The following is a 15,125-nucleotide window of genomic DNA, read 5'->3' as shown; positions in this document are numbered from 1 at the left end:
CTGCCTTTAGCGGACCAGCAGCGCCGTGCCGTAAAGCCCGAGCGCGAACACGGTGTGCGAAACGAGGTTGAGTGCCCTGATTTGCATGGGATTGGGCCGCTTTGATGCCGCCCAGCCAGCGCCCATGCCCGGCGCCAGCAGGAACCAGCCGGCGCCGACGGTGACGATGCCGAGGATGAAGGCCGGCAGGAATGTCGGCGCCGCCAGCCAGGCCGTTCCGGCCAGCAGCACCAGGATGATGCCGTAGACGATGCCGACAAAATAGTGAAAGGCCCAGCCGAGCGCTGTCTCATGCGCGTAGGGCGCGGCATCGCCAATATCGTCGTGAAAGACCTTGCCTTCCCTCAGATGCCAGACCCAGCGGCCAACCGGCCCCCAGTTCGGCCGCGGCTGGGCAAACACCGTGTTCAGGAAAATCGCCCAGATATCCATCAGCGCCGTGGCGCCGATGCCGATCGCGATCGCGCGCCAGAAGATGTCAGACATCGTTCGAGGTCCCCCAAAAAGCAGGCAGTTCTGGAGTGCAAGCGCAAACGTCAGGTCTGGACGGTACCAGGCCCGACGTTGTCGCTGAGGTTCAGAGCTGTCCGAGAATATGAGCCGCGCCGCTCTCGTCGACACCTGGCTTGGTCTCGACATTGAGTGCCGTCACCTTGCCGTCCTCGACGATCATCGAAAAGCGCTTCGAGCGCAGCCCCATGCCGCCCGCGGAAAGGTCGTTATCGAGGCCGACCGCCTTGGCGAAATCACCACTGCCGTCGGCGAGATAGAGAATCTTGCCCTCACCGCCGGTGAAGCGCGCCCAGGCGCCCATGACGTGAACGTCGTTGACCGAAACGACGGCGATCGTATCGACGCCGCGCGCCAGGATGGCGTCATGGTTTTCGAGATAGCCGGGCAGGTGGTTGTTGCTGCAGGTCGGCGTGAAGGCGCCGGGAACGCCGAACAGCACGACCTTCTTGCCGGAGAAAATCTCGGCCGAAGTGATCGCCTTCGCGCCGTCGGCGGTCATCGTCTTGAAGGTTACCTCGGGCAGCTTGTCGCCAACGGAAATGGTCATGAGTTCCTCGCTTGGGGGATGGGGAAGGATGTTTGCTTGCGTAGCGAACTCAGCGGCTTCCTGCAATCGTTTGGGCAGGCTGGATCAAGGGAAAGGCAGAACCCCTTCGACCGCGCCGGCCGAACTCGTCAGCGTGTAGTGAAGTCCGCCATCGGTGGGCGTCGTCGAAGGACGGTCGAGGATCGGCACGGTGAAAATCAGCTTGCCGTCCTTTTCGCTGCGGACAGGAGAGCCGAACATGTAATCCCGCTCACCGGCAACAAAGAAATCCGCTGCTTGCGGATCGCCGGGGAAGCTCGCCTCCACAATCAGCGTTTCGTGGTCGCCGGGCAGAACGTTGATGCCGAAATCGGGCCTTGCGGGCGTCGGCAGCGCTGTGAAGCCCGCTCTCACCAGCGCCGCGTCGTCGGCATTGTCCGGGTCTGAAGCGGGGTCGACAGTCAGCCGCGTCTGCACTGGGATACAGATCGTTTCACAAATGCCGAGAAAGATGTCGGCGTCGATGACGGCTGGATCCTTCGCCGCCGACAGCGTGAACACCACCGGCAGCGAAACCGGATAGTCGTAGCCCGCCCATTTGCCATAGCCGTCGTCGTGACGCTGCGGTGCCGGGAAGGAAAGTCTGGCCTCGGCGATGTTGGTGCTGGCTGAAATGTCGAGCTGTGGCGGCACGCCCGCGTCGCCCGGGTCGCGCCAGTAGGTCTTCCAGCCGGGTTTGAGGGCTATGTCGAGAACGCCCTGGATGCGACCGGCGTCATCGGGTTTGCCGCTCGTCACCAGCCGCACCTTGCCGCCTTCGCTGTTGTACCACGTCGATGAGGAGGCAGCGGCGGGAAGAGCGGTTGCCGATCCGATCGCGGCGCCGAGCAGCAGGATTTTCAAGCTTTGCATAGCGGTGATTTGATCGTCCGTTCGTGGCCGCGCAATGTTTTCATGGTGTCGCCGATATCATATTTGCGTGACCTCGGGCGGAAGAATGCGCGAGTCGGCGGCATGGGCTTTGGTCGAATCCCGCACGGCGCATCTTTTCGGCGCTTTGGAAACGCGTTACCCTCTCGCCATGGACTTGCTGCGCCACAAGAAGACAGCCGCCAGCCGCGGCTTTCTCGATGACCAGTTCCTGATTGCCATGCCTGGCATGAAGGACGACCGTTTCACGCGCTCGGTCATCTATATCTGCGCGCACAGCGATGAAGGCGCCATGGGCCTGATCATCAACCAGACACAGCAGATGCTGTTTCCGGACCTGCTCGTGCAACTGGGCATCATGAACGAGCAGGAGGCGATCCGCCTGCCGGCGCAGGCTCGCGATTTCGTCGTGCGCAATGGTGGGCCCGTCGACCGCAGCCGGGGCTTCGTCCTGCATTCGGGTGACTATCGGGTGGAATCGTCGCTGACCGTTTCGGACGACATCTGCCTGACCGCCACCGTCGATATATTGCGTGCCATATCGTCTGGCCGTGGCCCCCGTCACGCTCTGATGGCGCTCGGCTATTCGGGCTGGGGCGCCGGCCAGCTGGAGACCGAGATCGCCGAAAATGGCTGGCTGACCTGCCCGGCCAACGCCGAGCTTCTGTTCGACACCGACATCGAGCGCAAATACGACCGGATCCTTGCCTCGATCGGCATCGATCTGGCCCATCTCAGCCTCGCCGCCGGGCACGCCTGAACCCAGGCAAGCCTTTGATCTCAGGCTTGCGTCAGCGGATACTGCTCCTTGAGCGTCTTCAGCACCTGGTCGCCCGGCATCGGCGCGCCGAACATGAAGCTCTGCACATATTCACAACCCATCTGGCGCAGCTCCAGCGCGTCGCTTTCGTCCGAAATGCCCTCGGCGACCACTGACAGGCCAAGCTCATGCGCCATGTTGACCATGGATTTGAGCAACACCGCGCGTTTGGGCGTGTTGTCGTCGACGAAGCTCTTGTCGATCTTGATGGTGTCGAAGGGGAAGCGGGTCAGATAGGCCAGTGAGGAATAGCCGGTGCCGAAATCGTCCAGCGACAGGCCGATGCCGAGCTGCTTCAGCTTGGTCAGCACATGGGCGGTCTGCTCGGGATTGTCCATCACCAGCGATTCAGTGAGTTCGAGCCGGAAGCAGCGCGGCTTCAGATTGGCCCGCGCGATGACGGAACGGACGTCGCTGACCAGGTCGCGGCGGATGAGCTGGCGGCTCGACAGGTTGACCGAAACCGACAGCGGCGCGTCGCCGATCTGCTTTTGCCATCCGGCAAGGTCCTCGGCCGCCTGCTGCATGGCGAACAAGCCGAGCTGCACGATGAGCCCGCAGCTTTCGGCGACCGGGATGAAATCGGCCGGCGGGATCATGCCGCGGCGCGGATGATCCCAGCGCAGCAAGGCTTCGAAGCCGGCGACGCTGCCATCCTCCAGCCGCACGATCGGCTGGTAGGCAAGCGTGAATTCGCGTCGTTCGATGGCGCGCCGCAGGTCGGATTCGAACTGCAGCCGATCGGTGCCGACGGTGCGGAAGGCCGGCCGGAACGGCTCGATCCTGTCGCCGCCGAAGCGCTTGGCCTGATGCATGGCGAGCTCGGCATCCTTGACCATGTCTTCCGCCGACATCTGCGGCGAGTTCCAGGTGATCAGGCCGATCGACGCGGTCAGCACGATCTCGCGCTTGGCGAAGGTGATCGGGTTGTTGATGGCATGCTTGATGGCGTCCGCCACGGCGGCGATGCGGGCCGGGTCCTGTTCGGAAAGCAGCATCAGCGCGAACTGGTCGCCGGCAAAGCGCGACAGCGAATCCTTCGGTTTGAGCAACCGGTGCAGGCGGCGCGCAATGGTCAGCAGGATGGTGTCGCCGGCCGAGATGCCGAGCCCGTCATTGACCTGCTTGAAACGGTCGATGTCGATGACGAAGACGGTGGGGCGCACTTTCTCCTCGGTGCGCGCGATCGAGATGATCGCTTCCAGCCGGTTCATCAGGAGTTCGCGGTTCGGCAGGCCGGTCAGGTTGTCGTGCACGGCGTCGTGCAGCAGCCGTTCCTCGGACTTCTTCTGCTCGGTGACGTCGACCATAGTGCCGACGCAGCGGATGACCTCGCCGTCGGATCCGATGACCGGCCGCGCGCGCAGCGAAAACCAGTGATAGTGGCCGTCGGCGCCGCGCAGGCGGAAGTTCTGCGACACCCGGCCGCGCCGATGTTCCAGCACCACGTCGAGCGTCGTGCGGAAAGTATCGCGGTCATCGGCATGCAGCACCGGCAGCCAGTTGCGCGCGGCGCCCCCCAGGCTGTTGGGCGCCAGGCCAAGCTGGATGCTGACATCGGGTTTGGTGACGACGCGGTCGCGCAGCACGTCCCAGTCCCACACCGTGTCGCCCGATCCGGCGACGGCCAGCGCCTGTCGTTCGAGATCGGAGAACAGGCCTTGATGCAGCGCGCCGCCGGCAAAGGCATGCTGCATGACGGTGAAGCCGATCAAGAGGATGATAAGGATCAGGCCGCCGCCAAGCGCCGGCTGGGCGATATCGTTGTCGAGCATGCCGGTGATCGCCATCCACGATCCGCATAGCCACAACAGCACCATGACCCAACTGGGCACCAGCATGATGGCGCGATCATAGCCGCGGATGCCGAGGAAGATGATCAGGCCGAGCCCGGTCAGCGCGGTGGCGGCAAACGAGATGCGGGCGATGCCGGCGGCGACCGCCGGATCGACGATGGCCACACCCGCGATCAGCACCAGGCCGAGGATCCAGACCAGCGCTCCATAGCTGAAATGGCCGTGCCAGCGGTTGAGGTTGAGATAGGCGAACAGGAACACCACGAAGGTTCCCGCCAGCGCCACCTCCGTTCCCGCTCGCCACATCTGCTCATTGCCCGGCGAAATCTCTATGATCTTGTTGAGGAAGCCGAAATCGACGCAGATATAGGCAAGCACCGCCCAGGCAAGCGCCGCGGTCGCTGGGAACATCGACGTCCCCTTGACCACGAAAAGGATAGTCAGGAACAGCGCCAGCAGGCCTGCGATGCCGATGACGATGCCACGGAACAGCGTGTAGGAATTGACCGAGTCCTTGTAGGATTCCGGATCCCACAGATAGACCTGCGGCAGCTTCGGCGAGGCCAGTTCGGCGATGAAGGTGATCACCGTGCCGGGGTTCAGCGTCACCCGGAACACGTCGGCGTCGGGGCTGGTCTGGCGATCAAGCGCGAAGCCTTCGCTCGGCGTGATGGCGGCGATGCGGGTCGAGCCGAGATCCGGCCAGAAGATGCCGGAATTCACCAGGCGGAAATGCGGCGCGACGATCAGCCTGTCGAGCTGCTGGTCGGTGGTGTTGGCAAGCGCGAACACCGCCCAGTCGCCGGTCGAGCGGGCGTCATTGGCCTCGACCTCGATGCGTCGCACGATGCCGTCCGGTCCGGGAGCGGTCGACACCTGGAAATTCTCGCCCTGGTTCCGGTAGATCTCGACGGCGCCCGACAGGTCGAGCGCGACGTCGTCGCGGGCAATCTTGATCGGCTCGACGGCGAAAGCCGACGATGCCGCGCACAGCGCCAGGATTGTCGCGAGGACAAAGGCGAACAGCGGCCCGTTTCGCAGGAAATTCGTCAAAATCAGTCCTTCGTTCCAGCGCCCGGCGGATCGTCCGCGATCCGGGCGTAGAGGTAGTGGTCCTGCCAGACGCCGTTGATCCTGAGATAAGATCGCAGAAGTCCTTCGCGCCGGAATCCGGCTTTTTCAAGCACGCGGATCGATCGGGCGTTGTCGGGAATACAGGCCGCCTCGATCCGGTGCAACCGCAGCGTATCGAAGGCGAAGCGCGCCACGACCTTGACCGCGTCGGTCATCAGGCCACGGCCGCCAAAGCGCTCGCCGATCCAGTAGCCGACATGACCGCTTTGCGAAACGCCGTGGCGTATGTTGCCGAGCGTTATGCCGCCCGCCAGCTTGCCGCTGCTCTTCTCGAAGATGAAGAAGGCGATCGCGGTTCCCTGGGCATAGTCTTCGCGGTAGCGACTGATGCGCAGCCGCCATGCCGTGCGGTCGAGTTCATCGGGGGTCCAGCGCGGCTCCCATGGCTCCAGGAAGGCGCGGCTCTCGCCGCGCAGCACCGACCATTCGCGGTAGTCATTCGTGTACGGCACGCGCAGCGTGACGCGGTCGCCCTTCAGTGCCGGCAGGTCACGGCGAAAGAAAGGGAGTGCGAACACGACGCTTTGAGGGACTTAGACGGCGAGCTTGCGGGCCGTGGTCTGCGTGCCCGCAAGCGAATCGAGGATCGCCTCGTATGGTGCAAGCGTGCCCACAGGCCCGACCGCGGTAAGCGTCGGCTTGGTCGAGAACAGCCGCGACGACAGATCAGTCAGCCGTTCGATCGTCAGCGCCGACAGCCGCTCCATCAGTTCCTCCTTGCCGATCGGGCGGCCGAACAGAAGCAGCTGCCGTGCGATCTGCGAGGCGCGGCTGGCCGGGCTTTCGGCGGACATGATCAGCCCGGCGCGATACTGGGCGCGAGCCCGGTCGAGCTCCTCCTGCAGGATGTTCTCGCCGGCCTTCTGCAATTCGTCGATGATGACAGGCACCAGTTCGGCGATGTCGCTCTGGCCGGTCGCGGCATGGACGCCGAAGACGCCGGTGTCGGAAAAGCCCCAGTGGAAGGCATAGACCGAATAGCACAGGCCGCGTTTCTCGCGGACTTCCTGGAAAAGACGCGACGACATGCCGCCGCCGAGGATCATCGACAGCACCTGCGAGGCATAGAAGTCGCGCACGTGATAGGCGCGGCCCTCGAAGCCCAGCACGATCTGCGCGTCCATCAGGTCGCGATCCTCGCGGAAGTCGCCGCCGACATATTGCGCATATTGCGGGATGGTGCTGTCGGCCTTGCTGCGGAAGCCGCCGAGGTGCTTTTCGACCTCGCGCACGAAATTGTCGTGCTTGATGTCGCCGGCGGCGACGATCACCATGCGTTCGGCGCCATATTGCCGTTCAATGAAATCGTGCAGCTGCTTCGAGGTGAAGGACTTGACGGTTTCGGGCGTGCCCAGGATCGACCGGCCGATCGTCTGATGGCGAAAGGCCGTCTCGGTGAAACGGTCGAAGACGATGTCGTCGGGCGTGTCGTGCGCGGCGCCGATCTCCTGCAGGATCACATGCTGCTCGCGTTCGAGTTCCTGCGGGTCGAACTCGGATTCCTGCAGGATGTCGGCAAGGATGTCGACAGCCAGCGGCACGTCGTCGGAAAGCACCCGCGCATAATAGGAGGTGGTCTCGACACTGGTGGCCGCGTTGATCTCGCCGCCGACATCCTCGATTTCCGAGGCGATTTCGAAGGCGCTTCGCCGCTTCGTCCCCTTGAACGCCATGTGCTCGAGCAGATGGGCCATGCCATGCTCTTCGTCACGCTCATTGCGGGCACCGGACTTGACCCAGGCACCAAGGGCAACCGATTCGATGCTTTGAAGGGTTTCGGTGGCGACTGTCAGGCCGTTCGACAGACGGCTTACCTCAACACCCATATGGCTTGCACTCCCTAACGCGCCGCTCGCGCGCGGCGGCCGACGTAATCTTCCACCATTTTCAGGTCGGATGGAAGTACCGTGTATTTTTCGTGCGCGGTCATCAACCCACCTAGCCATGCGGGCAGTGCGGGCGACACGCCACTGGCGGCTTCGACGGCGGCCGGAAATTTCGCCGGATGGGCGGTGCCCAGCACCACCATCGGCACGGCGCCGGCCGCCTTGCCCGCCGCCACATGCACGGCTGCCGCGGTATGCGGATCGAGCAAATAGTTGCTGCCCGCAAGCGTCGAGCGGATCGTGGCGGCAACCTCGTCCATATCAGCGCGGCCGGCGTCGAATTCGGACCGCATCCTGGCGATTTCCGCCGCTTCGATGGTGAAGGCGCCGGACTGTTTGAGCCCGGCCATGTAGCGCCGCACGGTCGCGGCGTTCCGGCCAGATGCCTCGAACAGCAAACGCTCGAAGTTCGACGACACCTGGATATCCATCGACGGCGACGTAGTCGCAAACACGCCCTTGGTGCGGTATTCGCCGGTCGCGAAGGTGCGCGCCAGGATGTCGTTGTCATTGGTGGCGATCACCAGCCGTTCGATCGGCAGGCCCATCTTCTTGGCGGCGTAGCCGGCGAAGATGTCGCCGAAATTGCCGGTCGGCACGGTGAAGGACACCGGCCTGTCCGGCGCGCCGAGCGACAGCGCCGACGAGAAATAGTAGACGATCTGGGCCATGATGCGGGCCCAGTTGATCGAATTGACCCCGGACAGCGCAACCCGGTCGCGAAAGCCGTGATCGTTGAACATGTCCTTGAGCAGGCCCTGGCAATCGTCGAAATTGCCTTCGATCGCCAGCGCATGGACGTTTTCGGCCGTCGATGTCGTCATCTGCCGCTGCTGCACCGGCGAGACGCGGCCATGTGGGAAAAGGATGAAGATGTCGGTGCGGCTGCGCCCGGCAAAGGCATCGATAGCCGCCCCGCCGGTATCGCCTGACGTGGCGCCGACGATGGTGGCGTGCTGGTCGCGCTCGGCAAGCACGTGGTCTATCAGCCGGGCAAGCAACTGCATTGCCACGTCCTTGAAGGCGAGCGTCGGGCCGTGGAAGAGTTCCAGGATGAAGGTGTTGGGGCCGGTCTGCACCAGCGGGCAGACGGCTTCGTGGCGGAAAGTGGCATAGGCTTCGCGCACCAGGCGTTCGAAGACGGGCGCCGGGATTTCGTCGCCAAGAAACGGCGACAGCACGCGGATGGCAAGGTCGGGATAGGCAAGGCCGCGCATGGCGCGGATTTCGGCGGCGGAGAACCGCGGCCATTCACGCGGGACATAGAGCCCGCCGTCGCGCGCCAGGCCAGCCAGCACGGCGTCGGAAAATCCAAGCACGGGCGCTTCCCCGCGGGTACTCACATATTGCATCTTCACCAATCCATTGCCGCTTGGCTTTTCCGTTCACCACAAGGTGGTTAATTTCTGCGCTGGCTCAGTCGCATTTTTGCCGCGCGGTTGATATACGTCACCAGCTTTGCGAGAGGGAAGTGCAGTTTCATGGCGTTTCGTACATTCAGTGGTCGCTTTTTGGCGGGTCTTGCGCTCACCGGCTTTATGCTCGCCGCCGCCGGCTGCCAATCGGGCGACAATGGCATCCTGAACCTCGGCATTGGCAAGAAGGACCCGACGGCGCCACCGCCGCCCCAGGATCCCAAGGTGTTGGCCAGCCAGTTGCAAGCCTACTGTCCGCGAGTGACGGTGCGCGACGGTACGGCCTTCTTCAACACCTACGGCAAGGACGTCCAGAAGGCCAAGCCCAAGCTCAAGAAGACCGGTGACCCCGCGCAGGATGCCGCGGCCCAGGCTGCGGCCGACGCCGCCGCTGCTACTCCGCCCGACGATTCGGCGAGGATCATTTATCAGGCCTCGATCAGCGACGTGACCCGCGACTGCAGCCGCGCCAACGGGCAACTGACGATGAAGATAGCAGTCGCCGGCAGGATCGTTCCGGGGCCGAAGTTCTCGCCCGGCACCATCACCATGCCGATCCGCACCGCGGTGATGCACGGCACCGAAGTGCTTTACTCGCAGCTTCACCAGTATCAAGTCCAGGTGACCGACCCTTCGGTCGCCACACAGTTCGTCTTCACCGATTCCAATGTCGTCGTGCCGGAGCCGGCGGCGCAGGATTATCAGGCCTATGCCGGCTACGATGAGACCGCACCCAAGGCGACGACCGACAAGCCGAAGAAGACCCACAGGAAGAAAGTGGCGACAAATTAACAGGTTACCTGCCCAACGTGCGTCCGGACGGACGCACGCTTCTCAGGCATCCGCCGACCACTCCGACAGCGCCGCGATGACGCTTTTCAGCTCCGCCCAGCGGCGGATCACCGTTTCGGCGCCGGCTTCGGTCAGCGCGTCGGCATGACCGGGATAGCTGTGCCCGGCACCAGTGAAGCCGATCACGCGCATGCCGGCTGTCCTGGCACCGTGGACGCCGTGCACGGAATCCTCGATGACAAAGGTGTTCGCCGGATTCGCGTTGAGTTTTTCCGCAGCGAACAGGAACACGTCCGGAGCGGGCTTGGTTTTCTTGCTCGGTATCTCCAGCGCCGAGAAGATGTGGCCGGCGAAGAACGGCAGCAGGTGCACTTTCTCCAGCATGAACTCGATCCGCTCGGCGCGTGAATTCGAGCAGACGCAGCGCGGCGCCGTTACCGCGGCGACCGCCTCGCGCGCGCCATCGATGGCACGGACGTCGCTGCGCAACTTGCGGTCGACCAGATCCTCGGCGCGGTCGATGAGCGAGGCTTGGAACGGGATGCTGGACTTCCCCTCAACCCGCATCATGATGTCCTTGAAGGTCAGGCCCGCATAGGTTTCGGCGATTTCCTCGGCCGAAATTTCATACCCGGCCAAGGTCAGCAGCTCGGCCTCGACACGCGCGGCGATGATTTCGGAATCGACGAGAACGCCGTCGCAATCGAAGATGACAAGGTCTGGCTGGGGCATGGTGATCCGGACAGTGGGAGGAGAAGGGCCTCGGAAGGCCTCAGGCGGCGCGGCATACACCAACAGGTCAGCCTTCGCAAACTCGGCGGTCTTCACCGAATATTTACGCTGATCGGTAACCATAACAGAGAGTAAAACAGTAACGCGTGCCTTGGGTGTCAGAATGTCTGCCGTGCGTCTTCTCGACGAGCTTTCCCACGCTCCCCAGCAATCCGAATGGCTGGATACGATCCTGAAGGGCGACTGCGTCGCCGCGCTCGACCGGCTGCCGGAAAAGTCGATCGACGTCATCTTCGCCGATCCGCCTTACAATCTGCAACTCGACGGCGATCTGCACCGCCCCGACCAGTCCAAGGTCGATGCCGTCGACGACGACTGGGACCAGTTCGAAAGCTTCGAGGCATACGACGCTTTCACCCGCGCCTGGCTGCTGGCGGCACGTCGGGTGCTGAAGCCCAACGGCACCATCTGGGTCATCGGCTCCTACCACAACATTTTCCGGGTCGGCGCCAAGATGCAGGATCTGGGGTTCTGGATCCTCAACGACGTGGTCTGGCGCAAGACCAATCCGATGCCGAACTTCCGTGGCCGCCGTTTCCAGAACGCCCATGAGACGATGATCTGGGCCTCGCGCGACCAGAAGGGCAAGGGTTATACCTTCAACTACGAAGCCATGAAGGCCTCGAATGACGACATCCAGATGCGCTCAGACTGGCTGTTTCCGATCTGCACCGGCGGCGAGCGGCTGAAGAACGACAATGGCGACAAGCTGCATCCGACGCAGAAGCCGGAAGCGCTGCTCGCCCGCATCATGATGGCGTCGACCAAACCGGGCGACATCGTGCTCGATCCCTTCTTCGGCTCCGGCACCACCGGCGCGGTGGCCAAGCGCCTCGGCCGCCATTTCGTCGGCATCGAGCGTGAGCAGGCCTATATCGACGCCGCCAATGAGCGCATCGACGCGGTGCGGCCGCTGGACGACGCTGATCTGACCGTGCTGACCGGCAAGCGCGCCGAGCCGCGCGTTGCCTTCGTCAGCCTCATCGACACCGGACTGATGACGCCCGGCGCGACGCTTTACGATGCCAAGAAGCGCTGGGCGGCCAAGGTGCGCGCCGACGGCACGGTGGCGATCGGCGACAGCGCAGGTTCGATCCACAAGATCGGCGCCGAAGTGCAGGGACTGGACGCCTGCAACGGCTGGACCTTCTGGCACTATGAGCGCAGCGGCGGCCTGACCCCGATCGACGAGCTTCGCCGCATCGCGCGACTGGGGATGGAGCGGGCAGGGGCCTGAGCCCCTGCCGCTTGCTGTGCTAATTTGCGTTGATTCAAATTCTCAATGGATCGCTGCAAGCGATTCAAATCACGCTTTGATTCCGAGGCGCTGAAGGTCCGCTTGAAGCGTCGCCGCGTCGGTGAACAGCACCGATTGCCAGCCGGCGGCCTTCGCGCCGTCGACATTCTTCTGGCTGTCGTCGATGAACAACGTGGCCGACGGCTCGAGGCCGAACGTGGCGACGTGATGATCATAGATGCCGCGATCCGGCTTGATCATGCCGATCTCGCCGGAGATGGTGACGCCGCGCGGCCGCTCCAGAAAATCGAAGCGCTTGCGCGCCTCGGCCAACGTGTCGGTGGCGAAGTTGGTCAGCATGGTCACGTCGTGACCGCTCTCGATCAGGCCGACCATGATGGCGACGCTGTCGTCATAGGCATGCGGCACCATGTCGTGCCAGTAGCGGCGGAAATTGCGAATGTTTTCCGCGTGATCGGGATGCTCGGCGATCAGCAGCGCCTCCGCCTCTTCCCAGGTCCGGCCACGGTCCTGCTCGATGTTCCAGTCATGCGTGCAGACATTGTCGAAGAACCATTTCCGCTCCTTCTCATCGGGAATCAGCCGGCTGAACGGAATGTTGGGATCGTAGTGGATCAGCACTCTGCCGATGTCGAAAACGATGTGGCGGACTTCAGTCATGGGGCCTCTTTGCACTGTGTGGTGACGGTTTTTTCGTCGCGCCGGGTATCGCAGCCTCGATTGCCTTTTTCATGACAGTGGGCAGTGCCTCGCCGGAAATTTCATGGGCCAGCGACCAGAAATGCCCCGCCGGCGCGGCGCCGTTCACCTCGGCACGAAAGACGTCGAGCTCAAGCGCGAAATGGGTGAAGACATGGGCAATCTGGCCGGCAGGCCGCCAGTTGGCGGGGAAAGGCGCCGCCGCCTCGGTGGTCGCGCCGTCGATCCGCGCCGTCCAGTCGGTCGTCGGCACCTCGGTCATGCCGCCGAGCAAACCTCTTTCCGGCCGTTTGCGCAGAAGGATGGCGCCGTCGCCGCGCACGGCGACGAAGGCGGCGCCGCGCCGCAACGGCTTGTCGGCCTTCGGCAGGCGTACGGGGAAGTGCTCGGGATCGCCTGACACAGTGGCGCTGCAGTCTTCGCGCAGCGGGCACAGCATGCAGCGTGGCCGGCGCGGCGTGCAGATCGTCGCCCCCAGATCCATCATCGCCTGGGCGAAGTCGCCCGGCCTCGCACCCGGCACCATGCGCTCGACATGGGCGCGTATCTCGGCCTTGGCTTCGCTCAGCGGCGTGGTGATGGAAAACAGCCGGGAGATGACGCGTTCGACATTGCCGTCGACGACGGCGGCGGGCTGGTCGAAGGCGATCGCCGTGATGGCCGCCGACGTATAGGCGCCAATGCCGGGCAGGTCTCTCAGGCCAGCCTCGGTGTCGGGAAACCGGCCGCCGCGCTCGGCCACCAGATCGGCACACGCCTTGAGATTACGGGCGCGGGAGTAATAGCCAAGCCCGGCCCAGGCCTTCATCACATCCTCGGTGGGTGCCGCGGCCAGCGCCTCGACGTCAGGCCATTTCTCGACGAATGCCCGGAAATAAGTCTTCACCGCTTCGACCGTGGTCTGCTGCAGCATGACCTCGGACAGCCAGATACGGTAGGGGTCGGGCCGCACGCCGCGCGCATGTTCGCGCGGCGTGATACGCCACGGCAGCTCGCGGTGATGGACGTCGTACCAGCCGAGCAGGCGGGATGCGATGTCATCGCCGCTTCCAGATGCAGCCGTGTTGCTATCTCTGGATGCGGTCTTGCGGGTCTGGTCTGCTGGTGCCATTGATCGGGAATTGGCCTTGGCGATGCTGATGAAGGTCGTGGCTGGAGGACGTACATGGCAGGGAGAAAGCCCTACGGCAATCCCGTCCCGGTGAGCGATCTTGCAACCGAAATCCTCGATCCGGTGCTGCGCAAGCGGGCCGGCATTTCAATTGGCCTCGTCCAGTCATGGGAAGAGATCGCCGGTCCGCGCCTCGCCAGCCGCTCTCGTCCCGAGAAAATCCAGTGGCCGCGCCGCATGCATGAAGACGATCCGTTTGAGCCGGCGGTGCTGGTCATCGCCTGCGAGGGCATGGCCGCACTCCACCTGCAGCACGAGACCGGCGAGATCATCAACCGGGTCAACGCCTTTCTCGGCTTCACCGCCATCAGCCGGATCAGGATCCTGCAGAAGCCGGTGACAGCGGACAAAGGACGGCCTAAACCGACCTTGAGGCCGCTGACCGCTGCCGAGAAGACGAAATTGTCGGGCACTGTCGGCCTGATCGACGATGATGGACTGCGCGCCTCGCTGGAAAAACTTGGCGCGACCATTATTGGGGAAAGGAAGACATAGATTTGTCGCCAATCTCGCGCATTCGTGATCGCCCTTGTCAGGTTTCGCGATTGGATTGGGGACAGGGATGCCTTAATTCGCGCCAACTCTCGCCTTTTCGTGCTTTTGCATTGCAAAATCCAACCCTTGTCAGGTGATTCGTATGAACCGTCCCCCGTTTGGCGCAAGCTTGTCTCGCAGAAACGTTCTGTCTTCGCTGGCCGCCATTCCGGCGCTGGCCCTGCTCGCGGCTTGCAGCGATTCCGGCGAGCAAGCCAAGGCCGCGGACGTGAAGCCCGCCGACCCGGCCGCGCCTGCGAAGCCGGCCACGCCGGCCGCCGCTACCGCGCCGGAAGCACAGGGCACGGTGGACATGGCGGAATTGCTGAAGCCGGGTGCGCTGCCCGACAAGCAGCTTGGCAAGGACGACGCCAAGGTCACCATCGTCGAATACGCCTCGATGACCTGCCCGCACTGCGCGCATTTCGCCGAGACCACCTTTCCGGATCTGAAGACAAAGTACATCGACACCGGCAAGGCCCGCTACATCCTGCGCGAATTCCCGTTCGATCCGAGCGCCGAGGCCGGTTTCATGTTGGCGCGTTGCGCCAAGGATAACTATTTCCCGATGGTGGATGTCCTGTTCAGGCAGCAGGCGAACTGGGTTGGCGTTGCCAACACCAAGGATGCGCTGCTGCAAATCTCGAAGCTCGCCGGTTTTACACAGGAGTCCTTCGAGGCCTGCTTGACGGACCAGAAACTTCTGGACGATGTGAGATCGGTCCAGAAGCGCGGCGCCAATGAATTCAAGGTCGACTCAACTCCGACCTTCTTCATCAACGGTAAGACCTACAAAGGGGCGATGTCGATTGAGGAAATGTCGGCCATCATCGACCCTCTGCTCTGACGCCTGGGCAGC

Annotated in this window: 15 protein-coding genes; 5 read left to right on the top strand and 10 right to left on the bottom strand. The window is 63.4% G+C overall.

Features of this window, described 5'->3' with window-relative positions; translation table 11 throughout:
- Positions 1 to 6: 6 nt before the first annotated feature.
- From AC56QP_RS06670 to AC56QP_RS06660, 3 genes are all read right to left on the bottom strand, one after another.
- The gene (locus AC56QP_RS06670; protein ID WP_489860418.1) at positions 7 to 486 is read right to left on the bottom strand and encodes a DUF2938 domain-containing protein; all 480 of its coding nucleotides are present in this window, start codon (positions 484 to 486) and stop codon (positions 7 to 9) included.
- A gap of 91 nt (positions 487 to 577) precedes the next feature.
- Positions 578 to 1,060 carry a peroxiredoxin gene (locus AC56QP_RS06665; protein WP_489860419.1) on the bottom strand — a complete coding sequence of 161 codons (483 nt, stop codon included), beginning with the start codon at positions 1,058 to 1,060 and terminating at the stop codon, positions 578 to 580.
- Positions 1,061 to 1,144: 84 nt separating this feature from the next.
- The gene (locus AC56QP_RS06660) at positions 1,145 to 1,951 is read right to left on the bottom strand and encodes a protein-disulfide reductase DsbD domain-containing protein (protein ID WP_489860420.1); all 807 of its coding nucleotides are present in this window, start codon (positions 1,949 to 1,951) and stop codon (positions 1,145 to 1,147) included.
- Between the two features lie 169 nt (positions 1,952 to 2,120).
- Here AC56QP_RS06660 and AC56QP_RS06655 point away from each other — a divergent pair, with 169 nt between their 5' ends.
- Positions 2,121 to 2,729, top strand: coding sequence for a YqgE/AlgH family protein (locus AC56QP_RS06655; protein WP_256749819.1), 609 nt, complete (start codon positions 2,121 to 2,123; stop codon positions 2,727 to 2,729).
- A 20-nt stretch (positions 2,730 to 2,749) separates the two neighbouring features.
- Here the strand turns inward: AC56QP_RS06655 and AC56QP_RS06650 are convergent, their stop codons facing one another.
- The 4 genes from AC56QP_RS06650 to thrC are packed head-to-tail and all read right to left on the bottom strand — an operon-like array spanning position 2,750 to position 8,957.
- The gene (locus AC56QP_RS06650; RefSeq protein WP_489860421.1) at positions 2,750 to 5,638 is read right to left on the bottom strand and encodes an EAL domain-containing protein; all 2,889 of its coding nucleotides are present in this window, start codon (positions 5,636 to 5,638) and stop codon (positions 2,750 to 2,752) included.
- A 2-nt stretch (positions 5,639 to 5,640) separates the two neighbouring features.
- Entirely contained in the window at positions 5,641 to 6,237 is a 597-nt protein-coding gene (locus AC56QP_RS06645) for a GNAT family N-acetyltransferase (RefSeq protein WP_497100630.1), read from the bottom strand.
- A 15-nt stretch (positions 6,238 to 6,252) separates the two neighbouring features.
- Positions 6,253 to 7,545, bottom strand: coding sequence for a M16 family metallopeptidase (locus tag AC56QP_RS06640; RefSeq protein WP_497103954.1), 1,293 nt, complete (start codon positions 7,543 to 7,545; stop codon positions 6,253 to 6,255).
- A 14-nt stretch (positions 7,546 to 7,559) separates the two neighbouring features.
- Positions 7,560 to 8,957 carry a threonine synthase gene (thrC, locus tag AC56QP_RS06635; protein ID WP_489860424.1) on the bottom strand — a complete coding sequence of 466 codons (1,398 nt, stop codon included), beginning with the start codon at positions 8,955 to 8,957 and terminating at the stop codon, positions 7,560 to 7,562.
- Between the two features lie 129 nt (positions 8,958 to 9,086).
- Between thrC and AC56QP_RS06630 the strand changes: the two genes are divergently transcribed.
- On the top strand, positions 9,087 to 9,812 hold the full coding sequence (locus tag AC56QP_RS06630; RefSeq protein WP_489860425.1) for a hypothetical protein: 726 nt from the start codon (positions 9,087 to 9,089) through the stop codon (positions 9,810 to 9,812).
- A gap of 42 nt (positions 9,813 to 9,854) precedes the next feature.
- On the opposite strand, the gene AC56QP_RS06625 is transcribed toward AC56QP_RS06630, so the two are convergent.
- Positions 9,855 to 10,544, bottom strand: coding sequence for an HAD family hydrolase (locus AC56QP_RS06625; RefSeq protein WP_489860426.1), 690 nt, complete (start codon positions 10,542 to 10,544; stop codon positions 9,855 to 9,857).
- 163 nt (positions 10,545 to 10,707) lie between these two features.
- On the opposite strand from AC56QP_RS06625, the gene AC56QP_RS06620 reads away from it, so the two are divergent.
- On the top strand, positions 10,708 to 11,841 hold the full coding sequence (locus tag AC56QP_RS06620; RefSeq protein ID WP_489860427.1) for a site-specific DNA-methyltransferase: 1,134 nt from the start codon (positions 10,708 to 10,710) through the stop codon (positions 11,839 to 11,841).
- Between the two features lie 69 nt (positions 11,842 to 11,910).
- Here the strand turns inward: AC56QP_RS06620 and AC56QP_RS06615 are convergent, their stop codons facing one another.
- Both AC56QP_RS06615 and mutY read right to left on the bottom strand, forming a co-directional pair.
- Positions 11,911 to 12,522 (bottom strand): HAD family hydrolase, encoded by a 612-nt coding sequence (locus AC56QP_RS06615; RefSeq protein WP_489860428.1) that lies wholly within the window; start codon positions 12,520 to 12,522, stop codon positions 11,911 to 11,913.
- Complete coding sequence (gene mutY / locus AC56QP_RS06610; RefSeq protein ID WP_489860429.1) at positions 12,515 to 13,672, bottom strand: A/G-specific adenine glycosylase; 1,158 nt, start codon at positions 13,670 to 13,672, stop codon at positions 12,515 to 12,517. The genes AC56QP_RS06615 and mutY overlap by 8 nt, the downstream gene beginning before the upstream one ends.
- A 54-nt stretch (positions 13,673 to 13,726) precedes the next feature.
- On the opposite strand from mutY, the gene AC56QP_RS06605 reads away from it, so the two are divergent.
- Both AC56QP_RS06605 and AC56QP_RS06600 read left to right on the top strand, forming a co-directional pair.
- Complete coding sequence (locus AC56QP_RS06605; protein WP_489860430.1) at positions 13,727 to 14,227, top strand: DUF721 domain-containing protein; 501 nt, start codon at positions 13,727 to 13,729, stop codon at positions 14,225 to 14,227.
- Positions 14,228 to 14,369: 142 nt separating this feature from the next.
- Positions 14,370 to 15,113 carry a DsbA family protein gene (locus AC56QP_RS06600; protein ID WP_256749426.1) on the top strand — a complete coding sequence of 248 codons (744 nt, stop codon included), beginning with the start codon at positions 14,370 to 14,372 and terminating at the stop codon, positions 15,111 to 15,113.
- Positions 15,114 to 15,125 lie beyond the last annotated feature (12 nt).

Source organism: Mesorhizobium sp. RCAM 05104 (assembly GCF_059683645.1).
Note: the sequence above shows the minus strand (reverse complement) of the source record. Positions and strands in the feature narration are given on the sequence as shown.